Here is a 25,449-nt window from a genome sequence, read left to right as displayed (position 1 = left end):
CACGATGCCAGCGTTCACGTTTGAGAAGATTTCGCCGCCGGCGCGCCGCGCCCCGGCTGCGGCGACACCCAAGAAGCCGCGCGGTCTCATCAGCCAGATGATCGACCGTTTCGCCGAGCGCCGCGCAAGGCGCGCCCTGCTGCGCCAGCGCGTGCCGCGACAGGACGAGAAGCCGGCGGAGTGACGGTCTCGTAGGGTGGGTTAGCCGAAGGCGTAACCCACCACGGTGCGGATCCGCAGAGACAGAAGAGGTGGGTTACGCCAAGGGACTGCGCTGCGCGCAGCCCGGGGCACCCCCCTACGACACCTTCCGCAGCAGCAAACTGCTCCACCCCTCGATCCGCAGGTGCCGCAACGGCACGAGCCCGCGCGCCCGGTAGGCCGCGATCACGGCGGGCGCCTGGTGGGTCAGGAGGCCGGAAAGAATGACGTGGGCGCCGGGGGCAAGGTGCTGCGTCATCGGGCCCGCCAATTGCCGCAGCGGATTGGCGAGGATGTTGGCCAGCACCAGGTCGAACGGGCCGGATTTGGCAAAATCGGGCGCGGCAAAGCCGGTGGCACGGATCACCCGCACGTTGGGGCCGACTTCGTTCAGAGCGGCATTCTCGGCGGCCACCCGCACCGAGGGCGGGTCGATGTCGGAGGCCAGCACCGCGCGGTGCAGCGCCTTGGCCGCGGCGATGGCCAGCACGCCGGTCCCGGTGCCGAGATCGAGGACATCGCGGGGAAGGGAACTCTTCAGGACATGGTCAAGCAGGAGTAAACAGCCGCGCGTCGTACCGTGGTGGCCGGTGCCGAAAGCGAGCGCCGCCTCGATCTCGATTTTGAGCTTGTTCGGCGCCACGCGGTCGCGGTCATGGCTGCCGTGAACGACGAAGCGACCGGCCGGCACAGGGACGAGATCTTCCAGGCTTGCCTTGACCCAATCCTTGGCCTCGACCGTGTCGAAAAGGAGCGTGTCGGCGATTTCATTTCCTGCTGAAGTTGCAACGAGTTCGCGCAGCAATGCCTGGTCCGGTGCATCGGCGAAATGCAGCGTGACATCCCATTGTCCGTCGGGCCGCTCGAATGCGGCGACCGCCGCGTCACCTTCGAAAAACACCTCGGTTAGCACGTCGACCACGCGCTTTGCCGCGGCCTCGGTGCCGATCGAAAAGCTGGCGCGATGGGTAGGGGAAGGCTGCATGTTTTGGGGTCCGTCTGGCCAATTTTGGGTATTTTTGCCGTCAATTTTCCGCATAAGTTGCAAGTTCTGGATTAACCGGACAGAAGGTCGCACCCCGTAGATTTGCGGCTGTTGGGGAGAGCCAACACAGCTTGAAATTGAAACGGAGGCGTGTCTTGAAGCGCATGGTCTTGAAGTTCTGGTCCGACGAATCCGGTGCGACCGCAATCGAATACGGCCTCATCGCGGCCGGTATCGCGCTGGCGATCATCACCGTGGTGAACAGCCTGGGCAGCACGATGAACGAGAAGTTCGGTTCGATTAGCAGCTCCTTGAAGTAATTTCCGCCTCCGATTTCCCAGCGGGGGCAACTTTCTTCATAGAATTCCAGACGAGCGCCCGCACGGGGAATTGCCTCCGGCGGGCGATGTCGTTTGAGGGGGCGGGGCGAAATACCCGGTAGCGCCTCAATTCGAATTTGGCGGCCTAAGGCCAGAGACCAATTGGATATGAATGTGCTGGGCGACGATCTGGCGCGCCCATTCGGCCTGATCTTCCCTTATCAGCTTGGCGACCAGAAGTTCGTCCACGATCGAAGCGGCAACCTGCTCGCTCCAGCGGATATCGTCTGCGTTTCTCTTCTCGTCGATCATGCGAGACGGTACCCCGACGTCCACAGCCTGTGCGCTCGTTATTCGAGTGCTGTCCACCGTCTTATACGCAGCTTATCCCGTAACTCTTCCACAACCTGATCCGCTTTTGTGCAGGCACATCTCGGCAGATACCCACTGCTTCACCACGGCTTCCTCCACAGCCCGTCCACAACCCATCCACAGCCCTATCCACGGCTTCCGAACAGTGCGCGGTGGTCCCGCAGGATCACGCGTGCCGCGTTGTGGCCGGGGGCGCCGGTGACGCCGCCGCCGGGGTGGGCGCCGGAGCCGCAGTGATAGAGGCCCTTCAGGGGCCCGCGATAATCGGCGTGGCCCAGCATCGGCCGGGCCGAGAACAGCTGGTTCAGCGTCAGCGCGCCGTGGAAGATGTCGCCCCCGAGCAGGCCGAATTGCCGTTCGAGGTCGAGCGGGGACAGGATCTGGCGGCCGAGCACGCTGGAGGCGAAACCCGGGGCGTATTTATCCACCGTCGCGACCATGAGATCGGCGACTTCCTCGCGATGGTCGTCCCACGATTTTCCATCGGGAAGCTCCGGCGCGACGTGCTGGCAGAATAGGCTCGCGACATGCTTGCCGGCGGGCGCCAGCGTGTCGTCCAGCGTCGAGGGGATCAGCATCTCGACTACGGGTGAGCTGCTCCAGCCCTGCGCCCGCGCATCGAGATAGGCGCGGTCCATGTACGCAAGGCTCGGCGCCAGGATGATGCCGGAGGTGAGGTGATCGCCTTCGCCGGGCAGCGCGGTGAAGGACGGCAGGCGGTCCAGCGCCACGTTCATGCGGAAGGTGCCGGATCCGTTCTTCCAGTTCCTGATGCGGACGAGGAAGTCCTTGGGCAACGCGTCGGCTGCGATCAGCCGCGTATACAGCAGCTTCGGATTGACGTTGGCCGCGACATATTTCGCGCGGATCGTCTCGCCGTTCTCCAGCACGACGCCGACGGCACGGTCGCGCTCGACGATCACCTCGCGCACGCCGGCATCGGTGTCGATCGTGGCGCCCTTGTCGCGCGCGGCACGCGCCATCGCCTGCGTGATCGCGCCCATGCCGCCGATGGCATGGCCCCAGACGCCCTTCTTGCCGTTCACCTCGCCGAAGGCGTGATGCAGCATCACATAGGCCGAGCCGGCGGCGTAGGGGCTGGCGTAATTGCCGACGATGGCATCGAAGCCGAACAGCGCCTTGACCAGATCATGCTCGAAGCGTTCGTCCAGCATTTCGCCGGCCGAGCGCGTGAACAGATCGAGCAGGCTGCGGCTTTGCTCCAGCGTCAGGCCGCGCAGGATGTTGGCGCTCTGCAAGGCGTTCACGGCCTCGCGGATCGCACCGGTGCCGAAGCCGTCGAGCAAGTTCGGTGGTGCGCGCAGCACGAACTGCCTGAGCACGTCGGCGATGTCTTCCAGCTCGCGCGAGAAGCCGTCGAGCGCTTCCGCATCATGCGCGTTGAGCCGCGACACTGACGCTTTCGTCCGTCCCTCGCCGGTGAGGAGGTAGCTGCCGTCCGGCGCCGGTAGGAAATTCTGCGCACGGCGTTCGACCACGCGCAGGCCCTGCTCGGTGAGCTTGAGGTCACCGATCACCTGCGGGTTGAGCAGGCTCACGGTGTAGGCCGCGACCGAATTGCGAAAGCCGGGGTGAAACTCCTCCGTCACCGCAGCGCCGCCGACCACCTTGCGCCGCTCGACCACGCGCACGCGCAGGCCCGCCATCGCGAGATAGGCCGCGCAGGTGAGGCCGTTATGGCCAGCGCCGATGATGACGACGTCGGTTTCGGTCATGATTTCCTTGTTGTCATTCCGGAGCGATGCGCAGCATCGAACCAGGGTGCGCGGCTGCGCACCGGAAAATCTCGAGGTTCCGGGTTCGCTGCTTCGCATCGCCCCGGAACGACATCTGTATATCAAGCATTCCTTGCTGCAACATCACGACACCCTTTATTGCCCGTTCAGGCGCCTTGTGCTCCATTGCACCCTATCCGGCGCCCGCCGGGGGCAATATCCGACGCGTTTCCCGCGCGAACCGGTGCCTACTTCGCTGGAAAACGCCTTGCCGGAGCTTTCATGGATTCGATCGTGCACCCCGCCGCCACGGAGCAGCCGTCGTCGTCGCGCAACCGGCTGTTGCTGACGGTCTACACCGCGGCGATCTTCGTCAGCGCGCTGCTGCTGTTCTCGGTGCAGCCGCTGTTCACGAAGATGGTGCTGCCGCGGCTCGGCGGCTCGCCGGCGGTGTGGTCGGTCGCCATGGTGTTCTTCCAGTCGCTGCTGCTGGCGGGCTATGCCTATGCGCATCTGCTGATGCAGGCGAGGAACCGGATCGTTCCGGTCGCGGTACATCTGGTGCTGCTGGTTCTGGCCTTCGTCACGCTGCCGCTCGGCATCGCCACCGCCTATGGCGAGCCGCCGGCCTCGGGCTACGCGTTCTGGCTGCTCGGCCTGTTCGTGGTCTCGATCGGCCTGCCGTTCTTTGCGCTCGCGGCCAACAATCCGCTGCTGCAGGCCTGGTTCGTCCGCACCGGCCATCCCGCCGGGCACGATCCCTATTTCCTCTATGCCTCTTCCAACATCGGCAGCTTCCTCGCGCTGTTGTCCTATCCCTTCCTGCTCGAGCCGATATTCTCGCTGCACACGCAGAACCGGTTCTGGACCGGCGGCTACGGCCTGCTGATTCTCCTGATCGCCGCCTGCGGCGCGCTGCTGCTGCGCTCTCCGAAGCTCGCCGTGGCCGACGCGCGCACAGAGGACGTCAATGCGCCGGCACCGGGCCTCATGACGCGGCTGCGCTGGATCTTCCTCGCCGCGGTGCCGTCCGGCCTGCTCATCGCGGTGACCGCGCACATCTCGACCGACGTCGCGGCGGCGCCGCTGCTCTGGGTGCTGCCGCTGTCGCTGTACCTGCTGACCTGGGTGGTGGTGTTCCAGTCGCGGCCGCTGCTGCCGCACAAATGGATGCTGATGCTGCAGCCGGTTGCGATCGCCGGCGTCGTCGTCCTGCTGGCTTTCGGCGGCGAGCAGAACCTGCTGCTGACGCTCGGCGGTCATCAATTGTGCTTCTTCGTCATCGCCATGGCTTGTCATGGCGAGCTGGCGCGAACGCGGCCGGCCGCCAAATATCTCACCGGCTTCTACGTCGCGCTGTCGTTCGGCGGCATGGTCGGCGGCCTCTTTGCCGGCCTCGTCGCGCCCTTCACCTTCTCCTGGATCGCCGAATACCCAATCCTGATCGCGCTTGCCGCGCTGTGCCGGCCGTCCGCGAACGAGCGTCTTGCGGGCATCGTCAAATGGTACTGGCTGGCACTTACCGCGCTCGCGGTGGCGCTGATCGCGCCGTCCTATACGACCGGCAATCTCTCGACCTGGTTCGAGGATCACCGCGTCTGGGTCGCCGGTGCCGTCGGCGTGCTCGCCGCGCTCCTGACACTGGCGCTCAATGCCGGGCGCTGGAAGATCTTCGCCACCGTCGCGCTGGCGCTGGCCTTGATCCGGATCTATCCGGCGGACGAGGGCCGCGTCACCACGGTGCGCAGCTTCTTCGGCGTGCACAAGATCGTGGAGACGCCCGGCGGCTATTTCCACGTGCTGATGCACGGCACCACCATCCACGGCGCCGAGCGCTTCCGCAACAATGACGGCACGCCGGTCACCGGCCGGCCCGAGCCGATCACCTATTATCACAAGGACGGCGGCATCGGTCAGGCCGTCACCGCGATCCGCGAGCGCAAGGGCGCGCCGCTCAAGGTCGCCGCGATCGGTGTCGGCTCTGGCACGCTCGCCTGCGCCGCCGAGCCCGGCGAGGACTGGAAGTTCTTCGAGATCGACCAGTCCATGGTGGATGCCGCGCGCGACCCCAAGAACTTCCGCTACATCTCGAGCTGCATGCCGGAGATGAAGCCTGTGATCGGCGACGCGCGCCTCACCTTCGCCAAGGAGCCCGACGGCGCCTACGATCTCATCATCGTCGATGCCTATTCGTCCGATGCGATCCCGATCCATCTCGCCACCGAAGAGGCGATGAAGATCTACAAGGACAAGCTCGCGCCGCATGGTGCGGTGGTGATGCACGTCTCCAACCGCCACCTCGATCTGGAGACCGTCGTCGTTGGTATCGCCGACGCCAACGATCTCAAGAGCTGGGTCTTCAACGAGGATTCGGGCCGCGATGCCGACTACATCTTCTCGACCGACGTCGTGATCTCCGCGCGGGAGGAGGAAGACGTCGGCAAGCTCGCCGCCTCGAAGTCGTGGGAGCTGACCGAGGCCGACGACAGGGTGCGGGTCTGGACCGACGATTATTCCAACATCCTGGGCGCGCTGTACCGGCGGTTGCGGGACGGGGAGTAGGGGCTTCGTAGCCCAATATCCCGTGCCCTCGGACGCTGCGCAGCACGAAGTGATGCGCTGCAGAGCCGGGGCCCATGGTGCGGCATTCTGGGTCCCGGCTCTGTGGAGCAGCGTTGCACGCTGCACCGCGTCCGGGGCACGCGACCAGCTTAAGGCTCCACCGGCGTCCCCGCCGGGAGCGCAATGCCCCTCTCGCCTGAGACCTCCCGTAACAGGTCCGGATTGTCCGAGATGATGCCGTCGACGCCGATGTCGATCATCCGCGCCATGTCGTCACGCTTGTTCACCGTCCAGACCACTACGCGCAATCCCAGCGCATGGGCGTCGGCGAGAAGCGCCGCGGTGACGTCGCCGAAATAGGGCGACCAGATCGCGCCGCCTGCGGCCTTGATGGTTCGCGGCAGTGAGCCGCCGTGATCGGCCGGGCTGAAACCCGCGGTCCAGTTGGTGGCCTTGTCGAGCACCACCGTCGGAGCCGAGCCGCGCTGGAGTGTCAGGTACACGGTTGGAATTTTCGGCGCCCGCTGCTGCACGAGCTGCAGGGTCCGCCAGTCGAACGACTGGATCATCACGCGATCGGAGAATTTTTCGGCGTCGATCAGGTGAAGCAGCGCGGTGACGAAACCTTGCGGGTCGAGGGATTCGTCCGGGTGGTTCGGATCGATCTTGGTCTCGATGTTGAAGCGCACGTTGGTATTGCCGGACCTGCGTACCAGCGCGAACAGCTGCTTCAGCGTGGGGATGCGCGTCCCCGGCACGGCGCGCTGCTCGGGGAACTGTTTGGCGTAGGTGCTGTCGGGGCGGATCTGGCCGACGTCATAGGTCCTGATCTCGTCGAGCCGCAATTTCACGAACGGCGTGCCGGGCGCGGCGACATAGGCGCCGCTCGCATCGCGCGCGAGGTCGGGGTTGAGCCCGCGTTCGTGCGAGATGACGATTTCCCCGTCGGCGGTCACGCCGACGTCGAGCTCCAGCGTGTCCACGCCCATCGACAGCGCGTTGGCGAAGGCGGGCAGGGTGTTCTCCGGCAACAGCGCCCGCCCGCCGCGATGCGCTTCGAGATCGAAGGCCATGGCTTGTTCCGTATGGGCTAGTCCCGCAGCGAGAACCGCGAGCACGGTCAGGATTGTCGTGGCACGTGACGGCATCACAGTCCGGGGGGCAAGAGGACGGCGGAATTCTAACGAATTTGGCAGGTCCGGCCTATTCTATAGGCTTTTACGCCTGTTGAAACCTTGGGCTGCGGCTTGGGTTGCGTCTGCCAGGCTTGTATGTACTCATGGACGCCGCCCCGGAATCCTGCCCGTGCAACAGAAACGCGATCACCGCATCATTCGCAGCCGGCATTTTCACAAGATGCAGCGGCGGCATTTCATCATTTTCGACGTTTTGCCGTTCATCGGCACATTGGTTGCGCTGGGCCTTCTGTTCTATCGCCCGGTCGGCGTGATGGAGCTCAGCCTGTTCCTCGGCTTCTGGCTGATAACTGGCCTTGGCCTCACCGTCGGCTACCACCGGCTGTTCACCCATCGTGCCTTCGCGACCTCCATCACCATGAGCGCGATCCTGATCGTCATGGGGTCGATGGCGGGGCGCGGCCCCATGCTGTCCTGGGCGGCGATGCATCGGCGCCACCACGAGCTGTCCGATCACGACGGCGATCTGCACTCGCCGCGGCTGCATGGCGGTGGCCCGATCGGGCGCCTGCGGGGCTTCCTGCACGCGCATTTGACCTGGATGATCGCGCACGATTATCCCAACGTCGCGCGTTATGTGCCGGACTTGATGGCGGACCGCAGGCTGGTTGCGGTCAACAGCTATTATTACAGCTGGGTCGTGCTCGGTTTGCTGCTTCCCGCGGCGATCGGCGGCATCGTCACCATGAGCCTGTGGGGCGCGCTGACCGGCCTACTCTGGGGCGGCGTGGTGCGCATGTTCGTGGTCGAGCAGACCTTCTCCGCCATCAACTCCATCATGCACACATTCGGTACGCAGCCCTTCGTCACCCGCGACGACAACAGCCGCAATCTGGGCGTGATGGCCTGGCTCGCCTGGGGCGAGGGCTGGCACAACAATCACCACGCCTTTCCCTATTCCGCCGCCTTCGGTCTGCGCTGGTTCGAGTTCGATCCCGGCTTCATCTTCATCCGCGCGCTGGAGGCGCTCGGACTTGCCTGGGACGTCAAGGTGCCGAGCGAAGAGAAGATCGCGCGGCGCATGCTGCGGCAGCCGGGCGATGCGACGGCGCCCGATCTGGAAACGGGCTGAGCGTCATCGGCCGGCGCGAGGGCCGGTGATGGCGCGGCTTTGATCCGATGCTCTTCAACGACTATCCCTTTCTCCTGGTCTTCCTGCCGGCGGCGCTGCTGATCTACCGCCTGGCCGATCCCTATCCGCAACTCCGGATCGGCGTGCTGGTGGCGCTGTCGCTCGCCTTCTATGCCTGGGGCAGTCCGTCCTTCATCGTGCTCCTGATCGCCTCGATCGCGATCAACTGGGCCGCCTCGGTTGCCTATGGGCGGGTGAAGTGGAAGGCGGTGCTGACGCTGGTGATCGTGCTCGATCTCGCGGCGCTCGGGCTGTTCAAATACGCCAACTTCCTGCTCGCCAATCTCGGCCTCTTGCTGGGCGCGAAGCTGCCGTCGCTCGAGATCGGGCTGCCGCTCGGCATCTCCTTCTTCACCTTCCATCACATCATGTACCTGGTCGATCTTAAGCGCGGCAAGGCGCCGCTCTACGCGCTCGACCGCTATGCGCTCTACATCGCCTTCTTCCCGCAGGCGATCGCGGGACCGCTGGCGCGGTGGTCGGAGGTGATGCACCAGCTCGGCCGGCAGGTGTACGCACCGGGCTGGCAGCGCCAGTTCTGCATCGCGGCCTGTTTCATCGCGCTCGGCCTGTTCGAGAAGGTCGTGATCGCCGACAGTCTGGCGCATCTGCTCGATCCCATCTACGAGGAGGCAGCAGGCGGGCCGCTTGCGAGCGGCGATGCCTGGCTCGCCTTCTGCTTCTCGTTCCAGATCCTGTTCGACTTCTCCGGTTATTCCGACATCGCGATCGGCCTCGGCCTGCTGTTCGGTGTGCGGCTGCCGTACAATTTCAATGCGCCGCTGCGCTCGACCAATATCCAGGATTTCTGGCAGCGCTGGCACATCACCCTGATGTTGTTCCTGCGCGACTATGTGTTCTACCCGCTGGTCAACACGCGCCTCTTGCCGCGTCGCCTTCTGCCGGTGCAGTTCTTCGGGGCGATGATGATCACCATGGCGCTGTGCGGCCTCTGGCACGGCGCGAGCTGGACCTTTGTTCTCTGGGGCGTGCTGCACGGCCTTGCGCAGGTGGTCTGTTCGCTCTGGCGCCGCTACGGGCCGGATTTTCCATCATGGCTCGGCTGGGCGCTCACCGTGCTGTTCGTGCTCGCCACCGGCGTGGTGTTTCGCGCGGGATCGGTGGAGGCGGCGTGGCATGTGTTTGCCGGGCTTGCCCAGCCATGGCCGCTCGACCGCGGCAAACATTTGTGGCCGCTGATCGTCGCGCCGTTGTTCGCCTTTCTGCTGCCGGCGAGCCAGGACATCGTCGCGGCGCTGACCCGCCGCCCCAATCCGTGGCTCGCGGCTCTGCTCGGTCTTGTGTTGTTCGCACTGCTGCTTCACATGGGTGGTCGGGATCTTCATGAGTTCGTCTACTTCAAGTTCTGACGCTGACCCCGGCTGGGGACGGGGCCTGCTCGCATGCCTGGGCACGCTGATCGGCGCTGCGCTGCTGGTGCTCGGATTGATGGTGCTGGTCGATCCCTATGACAGCGGCAAGCTTGGCCTGCTCGGGATAAACGGCGTCGACAATCGCCTGACGCAGATCACGGCGGCGAGCCGCGCACGGAATCCGGACTTCAATGCCGCCATCCTCGGCAATTCGACGGCGCAGATGATCGAGCCGGCGGAATTGTCGCGTGCGACGGGTTTGCGCTTCGTGCAGCTCTACATGACCGGCGGCCTTCCCCGCCAACAGCTCGCGGTGCTCGATTTTTACTTGCGCAATCACAAGGAGGTGGGCGCGCTCGTCGTCGCAGCCGATCCGAGCTGGTGCGCGCACGCACGGGAGAAGAAAGAGGGCGGCGTCCCGTTCCCTGACTGGCTCTACGACAGAAGCGTCGTCACCTATGCGGTGCGGCTGATCTCCTGGCAGGCGATCGAGCACGCCTTTCAGCGCATCAGCATTGGACTCGGCCGGCGGCCGCGGATGAATCCGGACGGTTTCGTCAGCTATGAGGATATCTGGCCGCCTGGCCAGTTCAGGGAGGTCGGCTGGCCCACCGATCCGGTGCCGGTCGCGTCGGCCGAGATGCGGGCGACATTTCCCGAGATTGCGGCGCTGACGAGCCTCGTCGAAAAGCTGAAGGCGGATGTGCCCGTCGTCATCATCGTGCCCCCGACCTTCGCGGCCACCGTGCCGAAACCCGGCACGGAAACCGCCGCGGAGCGAAGTGCCTGCGATGCCGCGCTGAAGAAGGTCGTGGCCGGCCGCCCGCGCAGCAACTTCATCAGCTATCGCGTCGACAACGAACTCACCCGCGACCGCGCCAATTTCGCGGACTACATCCACTACCGTCGACCTCTTGCGCGCAAGATCGAGCAGGGCATTGCCGCGAGCCTGCGCGACGGAGAGAGCGCGAAGATCGATTTCTGAGCCGGCTCAGCCGATCTCCTCGAAACCGCCCTCAAGCCAGAGCCGGCGCGCCAGCTTGCGCTGGATCTTGCCGCTGGTGGTCTTCGGCAGTGTGCCGGGACGGATCAGCGCGACGTGGCGCGCGGAGAGCTCGTGGTTGTCGGCGACGGCCTCGCGGATCCGGCCCTTCGTCTCCTCGGCGTCGATGGCATGGCGCGCGGTGCGCTCGACCTCCTGCACGATCACCAGCGTCTCCTCGCCGGTCTCGTCCGGCACCGAGAACGCCGCGCCGCAGTTTTCGCGCAAAGCCGCGTCGAGCGATTGCACCGTGCGCTCGATGTCCTGCGGATAATGGTTGATGCCGCGGATGATGATGAGATCCTTGATCCGTCCGGTGACGAACAGTTCGCCGCTCTCGTCGAGGAAGCCGAGATCGCCGGTGCGGAGCCAGGGGCCGTCCTCGCCGCTGATCTCCGCGTTGAGCCCGTCGCGGCTCGCCTCTTCGCTGCGCCAATAGGCACGTGCGACGTTGGCGCCGCTGACCCAGATCTCGCCGACATGGTCGGCCGGTAGCCGTGTACGCTTCTCCGGATCCACGATGGCGATCCGCTCGCCCTCGAGCGCGCGTCCGCAACCGACCACGATCTGCGCGTCGTCGTCGCCGGAAGGCGTTTCCGCCGCATGCGCCTGAAGCGCGGCGCGGCTGACGGTGCGCGTGGCGTGACCATCGCCGCGGCGGGCGCCGGAGATCAGCAGCGTCGCCTCCGCCATGCCGTACGCCGGATACATCGCGCGCGGATCGAAGCCATGCGGCGCGAATGTCGCGATGAACCGGTCGATGGTTTCCGCGTGCACCGGCTCGGCGCCGTTGAGCGCGATCCGGAGCGAGGACAGGTCGATGCCGCTCATCTGGTCGGCGCGATAGCGGCTGACGCAGAGGTCGAAGCCGAAATTCGGGCCGCACGCCACCTCCGCGCGATATTGCGAGATCGCGCGCAGCCAGCCGAGCGGCCGCTGCATGAACGCGTTCGGCGCCATCAGCACGCAGGCAGCCCCGACATAGAGCGTCTGCAGCGCGTTCAGGATCAGACCCATGTCGTGATAGAGCGGCACCCAGTTGACGTAGGTCGATTGCCTGGTGTTGCCGAGCGCGAGCAGGATCATCTCGAGATTGGCGAGCAGGTTGGCATGGCTCACCATCACGCCCTTGGGCTCGGACGTTGAGCCCGACGTGTATTGCAGGAAGGCAATGTCATCCGGCGCCGGCGCTGGCAGATCGGCCGCCGCGCCGTCATGGCCGAGATCGACCTCGATCCAGCGGATGTTCGCGAGCGCAAAGCGCGCCTGCAGATCGCCGCGGAGCGCGAACGCAGACGTGGTCAGCGCCAGCGCCGGCGTGCAATTGGCAAGGATCGCGGCGCTGGCATCGCGCGCGCTGTTCCGCCGCGGCATCATCATCGGCACCGCGATGATGCCGGCCATCAGGCAGCCGAAGAATGCCACCAGGAATTCGAGGCCGGGCGGAAACACCAGGATGGCGCGATCGCCGGGGCGTGCGGCCGCACTCAGGCGCGTGGCGAGAGCGCTTGCGGCGTCGTGCAGTTGGCGAAAGGTGAGGGCTGCTTCCTCCGTCCCGCGATCGGAGACGAAGACATAGGCGCGGTCGTCGGCCTGCTCCGCCGCGCGCCGGGCCAGCACAGCCACGAGCGAGCGGAAATTGTCCATCGGAGTGCGCCGGGTCTAGCCGCTCTCAGGCGGCGGTGCGGATCGCGCGCTTGTCGGCGAGAAATCGGGACAAGGCCTCGACGGTCGGATGGTCGTAAAAGTCGTCCGTCGAGAGTTCGAGATCCAGCTTCTCCTCGAGTTCCATCATCAGATAGACCAGCATCGCCGAATCGAGACCGAGGCGGTTGAACTTTGTGCCGGTGTCGACCCGATCCTTGGAGATACGCAGGATATTGGCCAGAGCGGTAACGCAGAAATCCGAAATCTGCTCGCGTGTCATGTCATTTCCCAGAAATAATGGCAAAGACAATACGGGTGACCCCAAGGTTGTCAATTTGGCCGCGACGCCGCGGCGTTGAAGGTTGGGGACTGTTGCCTTCCTGCGTCGCCCGGCTGCTCAATCGACGCCCACTGGGCCTATTTTCCGGTCGGCGGCGGCATGCCATCCGCCGAGGGCGGTTGACGGCCATCGCGGAAGGCGGAAACTGGCGGCCAAAAACAGGGGGCTCACATGCGGCCAATCCTCATCGCGGCGTTCGTGATTCTCATGGTTGGACAAGCGGCAGCCAGGGATGTGCTTTCAGGCGCGAGCCTCTATCAGGACGTGGCGCGCTATGCCTCCTTCGGCCTGCACCGCTTCGGCTCGGCCGGCGACCGCGCGACCGCCGACTGGATCGCCGGCGAGATGAAGCAGGCGGGTTTCGACGTCAGCTTTCAACCTGTCGTGCTCGGCCGGCAATATGTGGTCGAGCAGGCCAGCGCCGAGGCCGCCGGCACCACTGTCGAGGCGACGCCGTTCTGGTGGCCGCCGGAGGACCGGGCGAGCTTCCGCCTGTCCGCACCGCTCGCACGCGATGGCGATGCCGCCGGCAAGATCCTGTTGCTCGATCTGCCGTTCGATCGCGGCGCCTATCTCGGGCCGGGCCATCGTGCCGCCATCAGTGAAGCGGCAGCGAAGAAACCGGCGGCGATCCTGCTGACGATCGGCAATCCGGCCGACGACCGCTTCGCCTACAACGTCACGCAGGAGGATGCGCCCTGGCCGGTGCCGGTGATCGTGGTCGGCGCGAAGTCGCGCGCGGCGTTCGAGCGCGCCCTCGCCGCGGGCGCGCCTGTCACCCTGGACGTCAAGGGCCATTACGAGCGCGATGTCGCCGGCCGCAACGTGATTGCCGAGATCGGTACCGGCCGCGGCCCGACCATCGTCGTCTCCACGCCGATGACCGGCTGGTACTCCTGCGTCTGCGAGCGCGGCCCCGGCATCGCGAATTTCCTTGCGCTGGCGCGCACTGTCGCCGCCGAGACATGGCCGGCGCATGTCGTCTTCATCGCCACTGCCGGCCACGAGATCGGCCATGGCGGCATGGAGCTGTTCCTGAAGCACGGCGCGCCCGCGCCGAAAGAGACGCTGGCGTGGATTCACTTCGGCTCGTCAAACGCCTGCTATGGCTTTGCGGAGGGCGCCCGCACCGATCGGCCCGAGGAAGAACGCTATCTCGTGCTCAGCAAATCCGCGGTCGCCCTGACCGACGAGGCTTTCGCAAACGTCGCGGCCAAACGTCTGGTGACGGAGAAGCAGGCGGTCGGCGAGCTGCGCGACGTGCACGCGGCGGGCTACGCCAATTTCCTCGGCATGGCCGGCCGCCATCGCACCTTCCACACGCCGTCGGATGATCTCGGCGCGACCGGGCCCGAAATCCTCGAGCCGGTCGCCCGTGCCTTCGTCGATGCTGCACGGAAGATCGTCGAACGCGGCGATGCCGCGTTCCGATAGAGCAGGTTCAGAAAACCGTGGTGCGGTTTTCCGAACGTCAGTTCTGGTAATAATAGTTGCGCGGCTGATAATACTGGCGCGGCTGCTGCTGCTGGTAATAGTAGCCCTGCTGGCCATAGCCCTGGTCGTAATTCGGCTGAGGCAGTTGCTGATTGGCCTGCGTGCCATAGGGGCGCGTGATCGGGCGCGGCGCCGGATAGCGCGCGCCGGTGTCGCTGCCGTCGGCCGGATAGATGTAATTGTCATCCTGCGGCATGTAGCGGCGGGCAGGTTGCTGCGGCGGCGCCAGGTTCACGGGATCGCCCGTGGTCGCATACTGCTCTTCAGCAGGCTGCTGCGGAGCGCGGGCGACGGCACTGTTGGCGCGGCCGCGCGGATTGCGCGCCAGTGCCACCTGCGCCGAGCCGGTCAGCGTCACCGTGGTGTTGAGCACGCCCTGCTGCTGCACCAGCGCATAGAGTGTCGATGCGTTCTGCCGCGACAGGCGCACGCAGCCATGCGAGGCGGGCGAGCCGAGCCGGCCGACCGAGTCCGTGCCGTGGATGGCGTGACCGACTTTCGTGAAGAAGATCGCGTGCGGCATCGGCGCGTCGTCGAATTCCTTGGAGTAGTGATCCTCTTCCATGCGGAAGGCGCGGAAGCCGCCGTTCGGGGTCTCGCGCGAGGGGATGCCGGTCGACACCGGCCAGTGGTAGCGCGCGACGCCGTCCACCGCGACGGTCATCTGCTGATTGTCCTTGTCGACGGTGATCTCGACCTTGGCCTGCGCGGTGCCCGCGCTCAAAAGCATCAGGGAGGTGAAAGCAATAAAAAACGAACGCATTTGACTTCTGGCCTCCGGCCTGTTCACGCTGGCGCCGCGGCTCTCCGTCCCCCGGCGTGCAATATGCCTGCAATCCGGCTTTCGTTCCAGCGGCCTGCCCGCCCATCGTTAACGTGATGTCCGTTGTAAGCAAGGCCGCTTTGTGCCGCGCAGGCGGCGGCGATGCTGACATTTTCGCGAGCGGACATGCGTTCACAACGCCGACAATTCGTCACAAAGGCGCAACCATTTGGCCGCTCGGTGCGTTGATCATGACCTGCCGATTGGCGGCGTTCGCCGCCGTTTTACCCCTTGGGACTGAAGATGAACAAAGCCCGTGTTACCGCCGCCGCACTACCGGTCGGCGCCGCCGCACTACCGGTCGGCGCCGCCACCCTGCCGGCCGGCTTGCCTGTCCGCCTGCTGTTCGCAGCCGCCGCCATTCTCCTTGCACTGCTGGCGTTGCCTGGAGCCGGTCATGCCCAGGGCATCGTGCGCGGCGCGCAGGAAGGCTCCTATGAAGGTAACAGGATCGCCGGTCCCGTGGGCGGCGTGGTGGGTGGCGCGGTCGGCGCCGGCGTCGGAGGAGCCGTCGGTGCGGTCGAGGGCGTGTTCGGCATTCCCCACCGCCACTATCGCCATTGCCGCGGATACTACGACGGCTACCACCGCTTTCATTGCTACAGGTGACGGCCTCGTAGCCCGGATGGAGCGCAGCGAAATCCGGGGCCTTTCACCCTGCCGAAAGACTGTCCCGGATTTCGCTGCGCTGCATCCGGGCTACGCGTCTCAATTCTTCAGCCGGTAACCGGTGCGGAAGATCCACCAGATGATTCCGAGGCAGATCACCAGGAACGCCAGCGTCATGCCGATGCTGACGGATACGCTGACGTCGGCGATCTCGTAAAAGCTCCAGCGGAAGCCGGAGATCAGATAGACCACCGGATTGAGCAGCGCGACCGAGCGCCAGCCCGCCGGCAGCATGTCGATGGAATAGAAGCTGCCGCCGAGGAAGGTCAGCGGCGTCACCACCAGCATCGGAATCATCTGCAGCTTCTCGAAGCCGTCGGCCCAGATGCCGATGATGAAGCCGAACAGGCTGAACGTCACCGCGGTCAGCACCAGGAAGGTCAGCATCCAGACCGGATGGTGGATGTGCAGCGGCACGAACAGCCCGGCCGTCGCCAGGATGATCAGGCCCAGGATGATCGACTTGGTCGCGGCGGCGCCGACATAGCCGAGCACGATCTCGAAATAGGAGATCGGCGCCGACAGGATCTCGTAGATCGTGCCGGTGAATTTCGGAAAGTAGATGCCGAACGAGGCGTTGGCGATGCTCTGGGTCAGCACCGAGAGCATGATCAGGCCCGGCACGATGAAGGTGCCGTAGCTGACGCCCTCGACCTGGCTGATGCGCGAGCCGATCGCGGCGCCGAACACCACGAAATAGAGCGAGGTGGAGACCACCGGCGAGACGATGCTTTGCAGCAGCGTGCGCCAGGTGCGCGCCATTTCGAACAGATAGATGGCGCGGATGGCGCGATGGTTCATGACGTCCTCACGAGGTCGACGAAGATGTCCTCGAGCGACGATTGCGTCGTGTCGAGATCGTTGAAGCGGATGCCGGCGGCGCGCAGATCGCCGAGCAGGCTGGTGATGCCGGTGCGCTCGCCCTTGGTGTCGTAGTCGTAGACCAGCGTCGCGCCGCCGTCGCAGAGGTCGAGCTCGTAATGGGCGAGGCTCTCGGGCAGCGAGGTCACCTTGCCCTGCAGGTGCAGCGTCAGCCGCTTCTTGCCGAGCTTCTGCATCAAGGTCGCCTTGTCCTCGACCAGCACGATCTCGCCCTTGTTGATGACGCCGATGCGGTCGGCCATCTCCTCGGCTTCCTCGATGTAGTGGGTGGTGAGGATGATGGTGACGCCGGACTGCTGCAGGCCGCGCACCACTTCCCACATGCCCTTGCGCAGCTCGACGTCGACGCCGGCGGTGGGCTCGTCCAGGAACAGGATCTGCGGCTCGTGCGACAGCGCTTTCGCGATCATCACGCGGCGCTTCATGCCGCCGGAGAGCGTGATGATCTTGTTGTCCTTCTTGTCCCAGAGCGAGAGGTCCTTCAGCACCTTCTCGATATGCGCAGGATTCTTCGGCTTGCCGAACAGGCCGCGGGAGAAGCTCACCGTCGCCCACACGCTCTCGAAGGCGTCGGTGTGCAATTCCTGCGGCACGAGGCCGATCAGCGAGCGCGCCTTGCGATAGGAGGTCTGGATGTTCTCGCCGCCGACGAGGACGCGGCCCTCGCTGGGATTGGCGATGCCGCAGATGATCGAGATCAGCGTGGTCTTGCCGGCGCCGTTGGGGCCGAGCAGCGCGAAGATCTCGCCGCGCTTGATGTCGAGATTGACGTTCTTGAGCGCCTTGAAGCCGGACCCATAGGTCTTCGACAGATTGGCGACGGAAATGATGGAGGACATGATGGCCGCAAGGCTTGGGGGCAAAAGGGCTGGGGAGGGAGGCTGGAGCTGCCGGGAAGGGCGGCCAGCGGAGCACTGAGATAGGAATGCCCTTGCCCGGTCGCAATCGGCCGGAGAAAAATGGCCTCAAAACAGGCCCTTCCGTGGCAGGTTCCGGGCAAGTGTTGCGCAATCGCCACGGACTGCTGCTAAGATTGTCGCTCACGCGGCTCTTTGTTGCGTCTGCGAGCAGGCCATGGCTACGATTCCGGCCAATCGCAAAGCGTATTGTCCCCAGGGAAAAGATCGATGAGACCGAACGGCCGTCACACCGCCGGCGCCAGCCAATTGTCCGCCCTCCGCGTATGGGCGTTGGGCCTGCTTCTGCTGTCAGCTGTTGCCATCAGCCCGTCCACGGCTCAGGCCGCGCCGAGCCAGGCCGCGGCTGCGACCACGCATGTTTACCTGCTCCGTGGCGTGCTCAACATCTTCTCGCTCGGGCTCGACACCATCGGTGCCCGGCTCCAGGCGCAGGGCGTCCCGGTGACCGTCGCCAACTTCGTGTCCTGGTCCTCGCTCGCCGATGAGGCCGCGACCGCCTACAGGGCCGGCCGCATCAAGACCATCATCCTGGTCGGCCATTCCTCCGGCGCGACCGCGCTGCCGGACATGATCGCCAAGCTCAACCAGCTCGGCGTGCCCGTGAAGCTCGCGATCGGCCTCGACTCCGTGTTCAAGACCAAGCTCTCGACCGGCGCCGAGCGCTACATCAACATCTATATCGGCGACGGTCCCGGCGAGCCGGTGCGGGCCGCACAGGGCCTGCGCGGCAAGCTCGACAATGTCGACGTGCGCGGCACCGGTGTCGGCCACATCTCGATCGACAAGAACGAGGCTATCCAGCGCCGCGTCATCGCAGAGATCGACGCCGCGATCATGCGCTCGCGCGCTCCGGCGGCTCCCGTCGCCGAACCCAGGGCGCCGCGTCCCGCGCGCGCCGCGGCGGCAACGGCTCCGGCAAGGAACTGAGCGCATCGCTGATGTCAGGATCGTGTGACGCGGCCTAAAGCGCGATGAATGGTCATCGCGCTTTAGGCCGTTGTTCACGCATGATCTTTCCGGAAAACCGCTTCGCACTTTTCCGGATCATGCTTTAAGCCGCCGTCACACGCACCGGCATGCTCTCCAGCCCGCGCAGCGAATTGTTGAGCCGGCGCTTCGGCTCCGCCGTCAGCTCGATGGTCTTCACGCGCCTTGCGAGCTCGCTGAAGATCAATTCTCCCTCCAGGCGCGCGATCATCTGACCGACGCAGGCGTGGATGCCGGCGCCGAAGCCGACATGCCCGGTCGCGGTCCGCTCGATGTCGAAGCGGTCGGGCGCGTCCCATCGCACGGGATCGCGATTGGCCGAGGCCATGAACAGCAGCACCTTGCGGTGGGCGGGGATCACGCCGCCGCCGATCTCGACGTCGCGCGAGGTGGTGCGAAAGAACGTCTGCACCGGCGAATCGTAGCGCAGGCCTTCCTCGAAAGCGTTCCGCGCCAGCTCCGGCCTGTGGTGCAGCTTGCGGTATTCGTCCGGATGCGTGGCGAGCGCGAGCAGGGTGTTGCCGATGCCGTTGACGGTGGTGTCGACCCCGGCGGTGAGGAACGGCCGCACCAGATGCGTTGCCTCGTGCTCGGTGATCTCGCCGTCGTCGGCCGCCTGGTAGATCATCATGCCGAGGCTGTCGGGCTGCAGCGCATCGCGCGCGCAACATTCCATGATCCAGCTCTGCGCGGCAAGGCCTTCCTTCCGTGACGCCGCGAGTATCTCGTTCTCCGGCCCGAAGCTGTTGAACACGAAGGTGCTCCAGGCCAGGAGCTTCTCGCGGCCGTCCGGCCGGATGCCGATCGCGTCCGGAAACACCTTCATCGGAAAGGCTTCCGCAAGGTCAGTCACGGCATCGAACGTGCCCTTGTCGATCAGCTCCGCAACCTTCTTCTCCGCTTCCTTCTGGAACGTCTCGCGCAGCTTCCTTGCGACGCCCGGCGACAGCGTGCGGCCGAGCACACGGCGGCCCTTGTCGTGGTCGGGCGGATCGATCTGCAGCGTCAGCGGCTTCGGCAGCGCCGGGTTCATGCCGTGCAGCCCGACGCCTTCGCCGCTGATGAACGTCTTCCAGTCCTTCAAGGCGGGCTCGACCTCGGCATAGCCTGCCATGGCCCACACGCCGTAACGCTCGATCTCGAAGACCGGCCCGAGCGCACGCAGTGCGGCATAGGCAGGATAGGGGTCGATCAGGAAGTCGGGCGCAAACGGATCGGCCGGACTGGAAGCAATGCCGCTCATGGTCAGCTCCGCCGCTATTGCCTGGTCAGCGGGCACTGGCCTTCGCTCTCGGCGCGGAAAGCGTCCTCGCCCTTGATCGTGGCGACGACCTTCAGGAGATCCCAGGCCGATGTCGATTCCTCGGGCGCCTTGACCTGCAACAGATACAACGGGTGGATCTTGCGTCCGTCCTTGCGGATATAGCCCTTGCCGAACAGCACATCATCGGTCGGAATCTCCTTCATCGCGCCGACGACGGCCTTGCCGTCCTTGGCGCCGCCGGCCTTGTCGACCGCCTTGAGGTAGTGAATGACCGAGGCATAGACGCCGGCCTGCATGTCGTTCGGATAGGCTTTTGACGGAATGCGCTCCGCGAAGCGCTTCGCGAACGCGCGCGTGCCGTCGTTCAGATCCCAATAGAACGGGTTCATGATTTGCGCGCCTTGCGCAAACTTCAAGCCGAGCGCAGGCAGGCCGTTCATGCCGAGGATCAATCCGACCAGCTTGTGATCTTTGGTCAGCCCGAACTCGGCGGCCTGCTTCATCGACGTGATGGTGTCGTCGCCGGCGTTGGCAAAGCCCACGACGTTCGCGCCGGACGCCTGGGCCTGGAGCAGGAACGAGGCGTAGTCGGCCGTTCCCAGCGGATGCCGCACACTGCCGAGCACCTCGCCGCCCGAGGCTTTCACGGCCTCCGCGGCCTGCTTCTCCAGGTCATGACCGAAGGCGTAGTCGGCGGTGATGAAGAACCACTTCTTGCCGCCCTGCTGCACGATCGCCTTGCCGAGACCGCGACCGTAGGCATAGGTGTCGTAGGTCCAGTGCACCGTGTTCGGCGTGCACTTCTCGCCGGTCAGCAGCACCGTGCCGGCGCCCGATCCGACGAAGACCTTGTTCTTCTCGGCGCTCATGCCGGCCACCGCGAGCGCGATCGACGAGTTCGGAATGTCGAAGATCGCATCGACGTTCTCGTTCTCGTACCAGCGCCGGGCGATGCCGATCCCGATGTCGGTCTTGTTCTGGTGGTCTGCGGCGACGACCTCGACCGGCTTGCCGGCGGCCTTCCCGCCGTAATCCTCGACCGCCATCTTGGCGGCGACCACCGAGCCGATGCCCTGATAGCTCGCGAACGGGCCGGACTGGTCGTTGAGGATGCCGATCTTCACGACGTCCTGGGCGAATGCCGGCGCTGCGGCCAGCGTCGCGGCCAGAATGCATAATTTATGCAGGAATTTGCTGTTCATTGTGTCCCTCCCATGGGCGGTCTTGGTGCCGCTGAATAATAGTTATATTTTATAGCTATTTTTGAGAGTGTCAATTCGGCCGATTTCGGCCGCGCGCGGATGAGGATGATGAGCCCAAGACGAGTAAGTCCCGGAACAAAGTCCGCATCCCAGCCGGAAAGCTCGCTGGACCTGCGCGCACTGCAACGCACGCCCGGCTTCATGCTGCGCCTCGCGCAGCTCAAGTTCTTCGAAGGCTTTTACGAGGAGTTCGCCGCCCTGGGGCTAACCCCGGCGACCTATGCGATCTTCGTCGTCATTCGCGACAATCCCGGCGTGCCGCCGAGCAGCCTCGCCAGCCTGCTACGGCTGCGCCTGCCGAACCTGATCAAGATCCTCAACGAGCTCGAATCGTCGGGCTTCATCAAGCGCAGCCGTTCGAAGGCCGATCGCCGCGCGGTCGAACTCATGCTCACTCCGAAGGGCGCAAAGGTCATTGCCGAGGGAGCGCGGCTGACAGAGCCCTATAACCAGAAGATGCTGGCCCCGCTGAGCGAGGCCGAGCAGCGCACGCTGCTCGATCTCTTGAACCGGATGCTACCGTTTTAGAGCAAAGCTGCTTAGGCAAGGCTGCGGTGTGACCGCGCCTCTCGCCGCAGCCGGTCACTTCAGGAACGCGCGGATGCTGTCCGCGATCTCGGCCGCATGCGTCTCGAGCGCGAAATGGCCGGTGTCGAAGAACTGCACCACCGCGTTGGGATTGTCGCGCTTGAATGCTTCGGCGCCCGGCGGAATGAAGAACGGATCGTTCTTGCCCCAGACCGCCAGGAACGGCGGCTTGCGCGTGCGGAAGTAGCTCTGGAATAACGGATAGAGCGCGACATTGCTCTTGTAGTCGCCGAACAGGTCGAGCTGTATGTCGTCGGAGCCCGGGCGCGCGAGATAGAAATTGTCGAGGTTCTGTCCGTCGGGCGACACCATGGTCGGATCGGGGACGCCATGGGTGTATTGCCAGCGCGTCGCGTCCGGCGTGAGGAAGGCACGCAGCGCCTCGCGGTTGGCCGGCGAAGGATCCTGCCAATAGGCCTTGATCGGGGTCCAGCCATCGCTGAGGCCGTCCTCATAGGCATTGCCGTTCTGCGAGATGATGGCTGTGATCCGTTCGGGATGGCTGAGCGCTAGCCGAAAGCCCGTCGGCGCGCCGTAGTCGAACACATAAATCGCGAAGCGGTCGAACCCGATCACTTCGGTGAAGCGCTCGATCACATGCGCGATGTTTTCGAAATTGTAGATGAAGTCTTCGCGTGAGGGCATATCGGACTGGCCGAAGCCCGGCAGGTCGGGCGCGACGATGTGAAACTTGTCGGCAAGCAGCGGGATGAGGTCGCGGAACATGTGACCCGCGCTCGGGAAGCCGTGCAGCAGCAGCAGCTTCGGCGCGCCCTTGGGCCCGGCCTCGCGATAGAACACCTTGAAGCCATCGACGTCGGCGCTGCGGTAGGTGGTCCTGGACATGACCGTCTCCAATGCGTGTAACCTGTTATTGTAGTATAATCAGGTTACGTACGACATAAGTAACTTGTCAATAGCTATTTTACTGGTTACGCAGGGATGGCTCTTCTGCGCAGGCCAAGGACCGCTCATGGACAGACCGCCCGCCATGTTCATCGCCGACTCGCTCGGCCTCGATTTTCTCAACTCGGTGGCGACGCCGGTCGATACGCCCGTGGATTGGCTGGGGGATGGCGACGGTCTGATCGACTGGCTGGCGCAGGCCAGGCTCGTGCCCGTGGAGGAGCTGGACGCGCTGAAGGCGCGCGCCCGGCCGGGCGAGCTCGACGAGGTCGCTGGCGAGGCGCGCGCGTTGCGCGAATGGTTCAGGGGCTTTGTACGCGAGCATGCGGGCCAGCCGCTTGGTCCGGCCGCATTGCAGGAGCTCGGACCACTGAACAGCCTACTGGCGAAGGACGAGATGTTCAGCCGGATCGAGCCGCGGCCCGGCGATAGCCATCATGGCCTCGCGCTGCGGAAGACGCGGCGCTGGCAATCATCCCGATCCCTGCTGCTGCCGATCGGCGAAGCCATGGCAAAATTCGTCTGCGAGGAAGACTTCTCCGACGTGAAGGCATGCGAGGGCCATCACTGCACGATGCTGTTTGCCGACCACACGCGCAGGCGCGCGCGGCGATGGTGCATCATGGCGGTCTGCGGCAATCGCGCCAAGCAGGCCGCGCATCGCAGCCGGCTCAAGAGCAGGCAATGACTTGCGAAGCCTTGATGGCGCAGGCGAGACCCGGGCCGTAGCCCGGGTCTCCACGTCACTAGGCAACATCAGCCGGTTCGTCGTGGCGGGGATAGTCGACATAGCCCCGCTCGTCGCCGCCGTAGAACGTGTCGCGATCGTGCGGGCTGAGCGGCAGGTCGCGGCGCAGGCGCTCGACCAGATCCGGATTGGCGGCAAAGTGCCGGCCGAAGGCGACGAGGTCGGCATCGCCGCTCTCCACGATCGCTGCGGCGCTGTCGCGCTCGAAGCCGCCCGCCGCGATGATCGGGCCGTTGAAGACCCGGCGCAGCTGACGGGCCGCGACCGGTGGCAGGCCATCGGCGCGCAGCTTCGAGCCGTCGATCCTGGGTTCGATCAGGTGCAGGTAGGCGAGACCAAAGCGGTTGAGCTGCTGCGCGGCATAGCCGAACAGTGCATCCGGATTGCTGTCGGACATCGAGCCGAACGTGCCGCTCGGCCCCAGCCGGACGCCGACACGATCGCCGCCCCAGACCGCGGTGACGGCCTCCGTCACCTCCAGCAGGAAGCGCGCGCGGTTCTCGATCGAGCCGCCATAGATGTCGGTGCGCTTGTTCGAGCCGTCCTGGAGGAACTGGTCGATCAAATAGCCGTTGGCGCCGTGAATCTCGACGCCGTCGAAGCCGGCCGCCTTGGCGCGGATCGCGCCTTCACGGAATTGCTCGACGATCTCCTTGATCTCGGCGATATCGAGCGCACGGTTCGGCGACGTCTTGATCCAGCCGTCTTTGGTATAGACGAGATCATCGACCTGAACGGCTGACGGCGCGAGCGGCGCGTCGCCGCCGGTCAGCGAGACGTGGCTCTGCCGGCCGACATGCCAGAGCTGGAGGAAGATCACGCCGCCCTTGGCATGCACGGCATCGACCACCTTGCGCCAGCCTTCGACCTGCGCGTCATTGTAGATGCCGGGCGCACCGAGATAGCCGCGGCCCTGGACGGAGACCGGCGTGGCCTCGGCGATTTGCAGGCCGCCCTTCGAGGCGCGCTGCGCATAATACTTCACCATCATGGCGCTCGGGACGTCGCCGGGCTGGTCGGAGCGCAGACGCGTCAACGGCGCCTGCACGATGCGATGATCGAGGCGGACGGCGCCGATCTGGACGGGTTGATAGAGCTTGGACATGGAAGACTCCTGTTTGTTGCTGTGATGGAGGCGAGCGCCGTCATCCGGCGCCGGCCGGTCCGCTTGGGCGGAATGGGTGTTGCGGAAGGGGTGGTTAGTGGTTCGCGGAAGCGGCGGCGGCCTGCTCGATCACCTTCGCGACCGCCTGCGGCTGCGAGATGTAGACGGCATGGCTCGCGGCGATTTCCTTGGTCACGGCGTTCGAGCGCGCATACATCTGGCGTTCGAGATCGGGGTTGATGGCGCGGTCCTGCGTTGCGACGATCGCGTAGCTTGGCTTGGTCTTCCAGGCCGGCGTCGTCACCGGCGTCGAGATCGCCTTGCCGGAGGTTGCGACCTGCGATGCGGCCATGAAGGCGACTTCGGCTTCCGGCAGGTCCAGCGCAAAGGCATCGCGGAAATGCTCGGGCTGGATGGTCAGGAAGCCATCCTTGGAGGGCACGATGTAGTTGGTCGCTGCCGGCTTGCTGCCCAGCAATTGGCCCGCGCTTTCGCCGGCGTCGGGCTGCAGCGCCGCGACATAGACGAGGTTCTTCACGTGCGGATTGTTGCCGGCTTCGGTGATGATCACGCCGCCATAGCTATGGCCGACCAGCACGGCAGGGCCGTCGAGCGCGTCGAGCACGCGGTTGGTCGCCGCGACGTCGTCTTCGAGCGAGGTCTCCGGCGGCTGCGCGATAACGACGTTGTAGCCGCGCTTGCGCAGGATGTCGGCGACCGGCTTCCATCCGCTGCCGTCGACGAAGGCGCCGTGCACGAGCACGATGTTCTTCGTGGCGCCGGCGGGAGCGGCCTGGGCTGAGGTGAGACCGACGGCGGCGGTCAGGGCGGTGGTGGCGGCGAAGAGCTTGTTGATGAGCGTAGACATGGGAAGAGTCCTTTCAGGTTTGACGTT

25 protein-coding genes are annotated in these 25,449 nt (G+C 65.2%); 11 read left to right on the top strand and 14 right to left on the bottom strand.

The features are described from left to right. Window positions 1–4 precede the first annotated feature (4 nt). Complete coding sequence (locus JQ617_RS12370; protein ID WP_212026534.1) at window positions 5–184, top strand: hypothetical protein; 180 nt, start codon at window positions 5–7, stop codon at window positions 182–184. 114 nt (window positions 185–298) lie between these two features. Here JQ617_RS12370 and JQ617_RS12365 read toward each other — a convergent pair whose 3' ends face one another. Then, complete coding sequence (locus tag JQ617_RS12365; RefSeq protein ID WP_212026533.1) at window positions 299–1,186, bottom strand: 50S ribosomal protein L11 methyltransferase; 888 nt, start codon at window positions 1,184–1,186, stop codon at window positions 299–301. A 164-nt stretch (window positions 1,187–1,350) separates the two neighbouring features. Here JQ617_RS12365 and JQ617_RS12360 point away from each other — a divergent pair, with 164 nt between their 5' ends. Beyond that, window positions 1,351–1,506, top strand: coding sequence for a Flp family type IVb pilin (locus tag JQ617_RS12360; protein WP_145665476.1), 156 nt, complete (start codon window positions 1,351–1,353; stop codon window positions 1,504–1,506). A gap of 126 nt (window positions 1,507–1,632) precedes the next feature. Here the strand turns inward: JQ617_RS12360 and JQ617_RS12355 are convergent, their stop codons facing one another. Together JQ617_RS12355 and JQ617_RS12350 are read right to left on the bottom strand one after the other, a co-directional pair. Next, entirely contained in the window at window positions 1,633–1,818 is a 186-nt protein-coding gene (locus JQ617_RS12355; RefSeq protein ID WP_212026532.1) for a hypothetical protein, read from the bottom strand. 185 nt (window positions 1,819–2,003) lie between these two features. Next, entirely contained in the window at window positions 2,004–3,614 is a 1,611-nt protein-coding gene (locus tag JQ617_RS12350) for a phytoene desaturase family protein (protein WP_212026531.1), read from the bottom strand. A gap of 282 nt (window positions 3,615–3,896) precedes the next feature. Between JQ617_RS12350 and JQ617_RS12345 the strand changes: the two genes are divergently transcribed. Then, window positions 3,897–6,176 carry a spermidine synthase gene (locus tag JQ617_RS12345; protein ID WP_212026530.1) on the top strand — a complete coding sequence of 760 codons (2,280 nt, stop codon included), beginning with the start codon at window positions 3,897–3,899 and terminating at the stop codon, window positions 6,174–6,176. Between the two features lie 149 nt (window positions 6,177–6,325). Here JQ617_RS12345 and JQ617_RS12340 read toward each other — a convergent pair whose 3' ends face one another. Further along, on the bottom strand, window positions 6,326–7,324 hold the full coding sequence (locus tag JQ617_RS12340; protein ID WP_212026529.1) for a glycerophosphodiester phosphodiesterase: 999 nt from the start codon (window positions 7,322–7,324) through the stop codon (window positions 6,326–6,328). A 157-nt stretch (window positions 7,325–7,481) separates the two neighbouring features. On the opposite strand from JQ617_RS12340, the gene JQ617_RS12335 reads away from it, so the two are divergent. The 3 genes from JQ617_RS12335 to JQ617_RS12325 are packed head-to-tail and all read left to right on the top strand — an operon-like array spanning window position 7,482 to window position 10,862. Continuing rightward, window positions 7,482–8,444, top strand: a complete 963-nt coding sequence (locus tag JQ617_RS12335; protein WP_349630608.1) for an acyl-CoA desaturase — start codon at window positions 7,482–7,484, stop codon at window positions 8,442–8,444. A 47-nt stretch (window positions 8,445–8,491) separates the two neighbouring features. After that, on the top strand, window positions 8,492–9,874 hold the full coding sequence (locus JQ617_RS12330) for an MBOAT family O-acyltransferase (protein ID WP_212026528.1): 1,383 nt from the start codon (window positions 8,492–8,494) through the stop codon (window positions 9,872–9,874). Continuing rightward, on the top strand, window positions 9,849–10,862 hold the full coding sequence (locus JQ617_RS12325) for a hypothetical protein (protein ID WP_212026527.1): 1,014 nt from the start codon (window positions 9,849–9,851) through the stop codon (window positions 10,860–10,862). Before JQ617_RS12330 ends, JQ617_RS12325 begins: the two co-directional genes overlap by 26 nt. A 6-nt stretch (window positions 10,863–10,868) precedes the next feature. Here the strand turns inward: JQ617_RS12325 and JQ617_RS12320 are convergent, their stop codons facing one another. Both JQ617_RS12320 and JQ617_RS12315 read right to left on the bottom strand, forming a co-directional pair. Then, window positions 10,869–12,566: a fatty acyl-AMP ligase gene (locus tag JQ617_RS12320; RefSeq protein WP_212026526.1), complete on the bottom strand. Its 1,698-nt coding sequence runs from the start codon at window positions 12,564–12,566 to the stop codon at window positions 10,869–10,871. Window positions 12,567–12,591: 25 nt separating this feature from the next. Next, complete coding sequence (locus JQ617_RS12315) at window positions 12,592–12,846, bottom strand: acyl carrier protein (RefSeq protein WP_027560604.1); 255 nt, start codon at window positions 12,844–12,846, stop codon at window positions 12,592–12,594. 231 nt (window positions 12,847–13,077) lie between these two features. On the opposite strand from JQ617_RS12315, the gene JQ617_RS12310 reads away from it, so the two are divergent. Next, window positions 13,078–14,340 (top strand): hypothetical protein, encoded by a 1,263-nt coding sequence (locus tag JQ617_RS12310; RefSeq protein WP_212026525.1) that lies wholly within the window; start codon window positions 13,078–13,080, stop codon window positions 14,338–14,340. A 37-nt stretch (window positions 14,341–14,377) separates the two neighbouring features. On the opposite strand, the gene JQ617_RS12305 is transcribed toward JQ617_RS12310, so the two are convergent. Continuing rightward, window positions 14,378–15,163, bottom strand: a complete 786-nt coding sequence (locus JQ617_RS12305) for a L,D-transpeptidase (RefSeq protein ID WP_212026524.1) — start codon at window positions 15,161–15,163, stop codon at window positions 14,378–14,380. Window positions 15,164–15,466: 303 nt separating this feature from the next. Between JQ617_RS12305 and JQ617_RS12300 the strand changes: the two genes are divergently transcribed. After that, the gene (locus tag JQ617_RS12300; RefSeq protein ID WP_212026523.1) at window positions 15,467–15,832 is read left to right on the top strand and encodes a hypothetical protein; all 366 of its coding nucleotides are present in this window, start codon (window positions 15,467–15,469) and stop codon (window positions 15,830–15,832) included. A gap of 99 nt (window positions 15,833–15,931) precedes the next feature. Here the strand turns inward: JQ617_RS12300 and JQ617_RS12295 are convergent, their stop codons facing one another. Both JQ617_RS12295 and JQ617_RS12290 read right to left on the bottom strand, forming a co-directional pair. Beyond that, window positions 15,932–16,693: an ABC transporter permease gene (locus tag JQ617_RS12295; RefSeq protein WP_063689259.1), complete on the bottom strand. Its 762-nt coding sequence runs from the start codon at window positions 16,691–16,693 to the stop codon at window positions 15,932–15,934. After that, window positions 16,690–17,613, bottom strand: coding sequence for an ABC transporter ATP-binding protein (locus JQ617_RS12290; RefSeq protein ID WP_063689257.1), 924 nt, complete (start codon window positions 17,611–17,613; stop codon window positions 16,690–16,692). The genes JQ617_RS12295 and JQ617_RS12290 overlap by 4 nt, the downstream gene beginning before the upstream one ends. A 288-nt stretch (window positions 17,614–17,901) precedes the next feature. Here JQ617_RS12290 and JQ617_RS12285 point away from each other — a divergent pair, with 288 nt between their 5' ends. After that, window positions 17,902–18,621: a hypothetical protein gene (locus JQ617_RS12285; protein ID WP_212026522.1), complete on the top strand. Its 720-nt coding sequence runs from the start codon at window positions 17,902–17,904 to the stop codon at window positions 18,619–18,621. Window positions 18,622–18,745: 124 nt separating this feature from the next. On the opposite strand, the gene JQ617_RS12280 is transcribed toward JQ617_RS12285, so the two are convergent. Then, entirely contained in the window at window positions 18,746–19,924 is a 1,179-nt protein-coding gene (locus JQ617_RS12280) for a cytochrome P450 (protein ID WP_212026521.1), read from the bottom strand. 14 nt (window positions 19,925–19,938) lie between these two features. Beyond that, entirely contained in the window at window positions 19,939–21,147 is a 1,209-nt protein-coding gene (locus JQ617_RS12275; protein ID WP_212026520.1) for an ABC transporter substrate-binding protein, read from the bottom strand. A gap of 201 nt (window positions 21,148–21,348) precedes the next feature. On the opposite strand from JQ617_RS12275, the gene JQ617_RS12270 reads away from it, so the two are divergent. After that, window positions 21,349–21,735 carry a MarR family winged helix-turn-helix transcriptional regulator gene (locus JQ617_RS12270; RefSeq protein WP_249156965.1) on the top strand — a complete coding sequence of 129 codons (387 nt, stop codon included), beginning with the start codon at window positions 21,349–21,351 and terminating at the stop codon, window positions 21,733–21,735. 54 nt (window positions 21,736–21,789) lie between these two features. Here the strand turns inward: JQ617_RS12270 and JQ617_RS12265 are convergent, their stop codons facing one another. Continuing rightward, window positions 21,790–22,641 carry an alpha/beta fold hydrolase gene (locus JQ617_RS12265; RefSeq protein WP_212026518.1) on the bottom strand — a complete coding sequence of 284 codons (852 nt, stop codon included), beginning with the start codon at window positions 22,639–22,641 and terminating at the stop codon, window positions 21,790–21,792. Between the two features lie 127 nt (window positions 22,642–22,768). Between JQ617_RS12265 and JQ617_RS12260 the strand changes: the two genes are divergently transcribed. After that, entirely contained in the window at window positions 22,769–23,389 is a 621-nt protein-coding gene (locus JQ617_RS12260; protein WP_212026517.1) for a CGNR zinc finger domain-containing protein, read from the top strand. Window positions 23,390–23,447: 58 nt separating this feature from the next. On the opposite strand, the gene JQ617_RS12255 is transcribed toward JQ617_RS12260, so the two are convergent. Continuing rightward, the gene (locus tag JQ617_RS12255) at window positions 23,448–24,554 is read right to left on the bottom strand and encodes an alkene reductase (protein WP_212026516.1); all 1,107 of its coding nucleotides are present in this window, start codon (window positions 24,552–24,554) and stop codon (window positions 23,448–23,450) included. A gap of 94 nt (window positions 24,555–24,648) precedes the next feature. Then, window positions 24,649–25,410 carry an alpha/beta fold hydrolase gene (locus JQ617_RS12250; protein WP_502754880.1) on the bottom strand — a complete coding sequence of 254 codons (762 nt, stop codon included), beginning with the start codon at window positions 25,408–25,410 and terminating at the stop codon, window positions 24,649–24,651. Between the last annotated feature and the right edge of the window lie 39 nt (window positions 25,411–25,449).

This window comes from Bradyrhizobium sp. KB893862 SZCCT0404 (assembly GCF_018130885.1).
Taxonomy (GTDB): Bacteria; Pseudomonadota; Alphaproteobacteria; order Rhizobiales; family Xanthobacteraceae; genus Bradyrhizobium; species Bradyrhizobium stylosanthis.
This window is presented reverse-complemented; position numbering and strand designations above follow the sequence as displayed.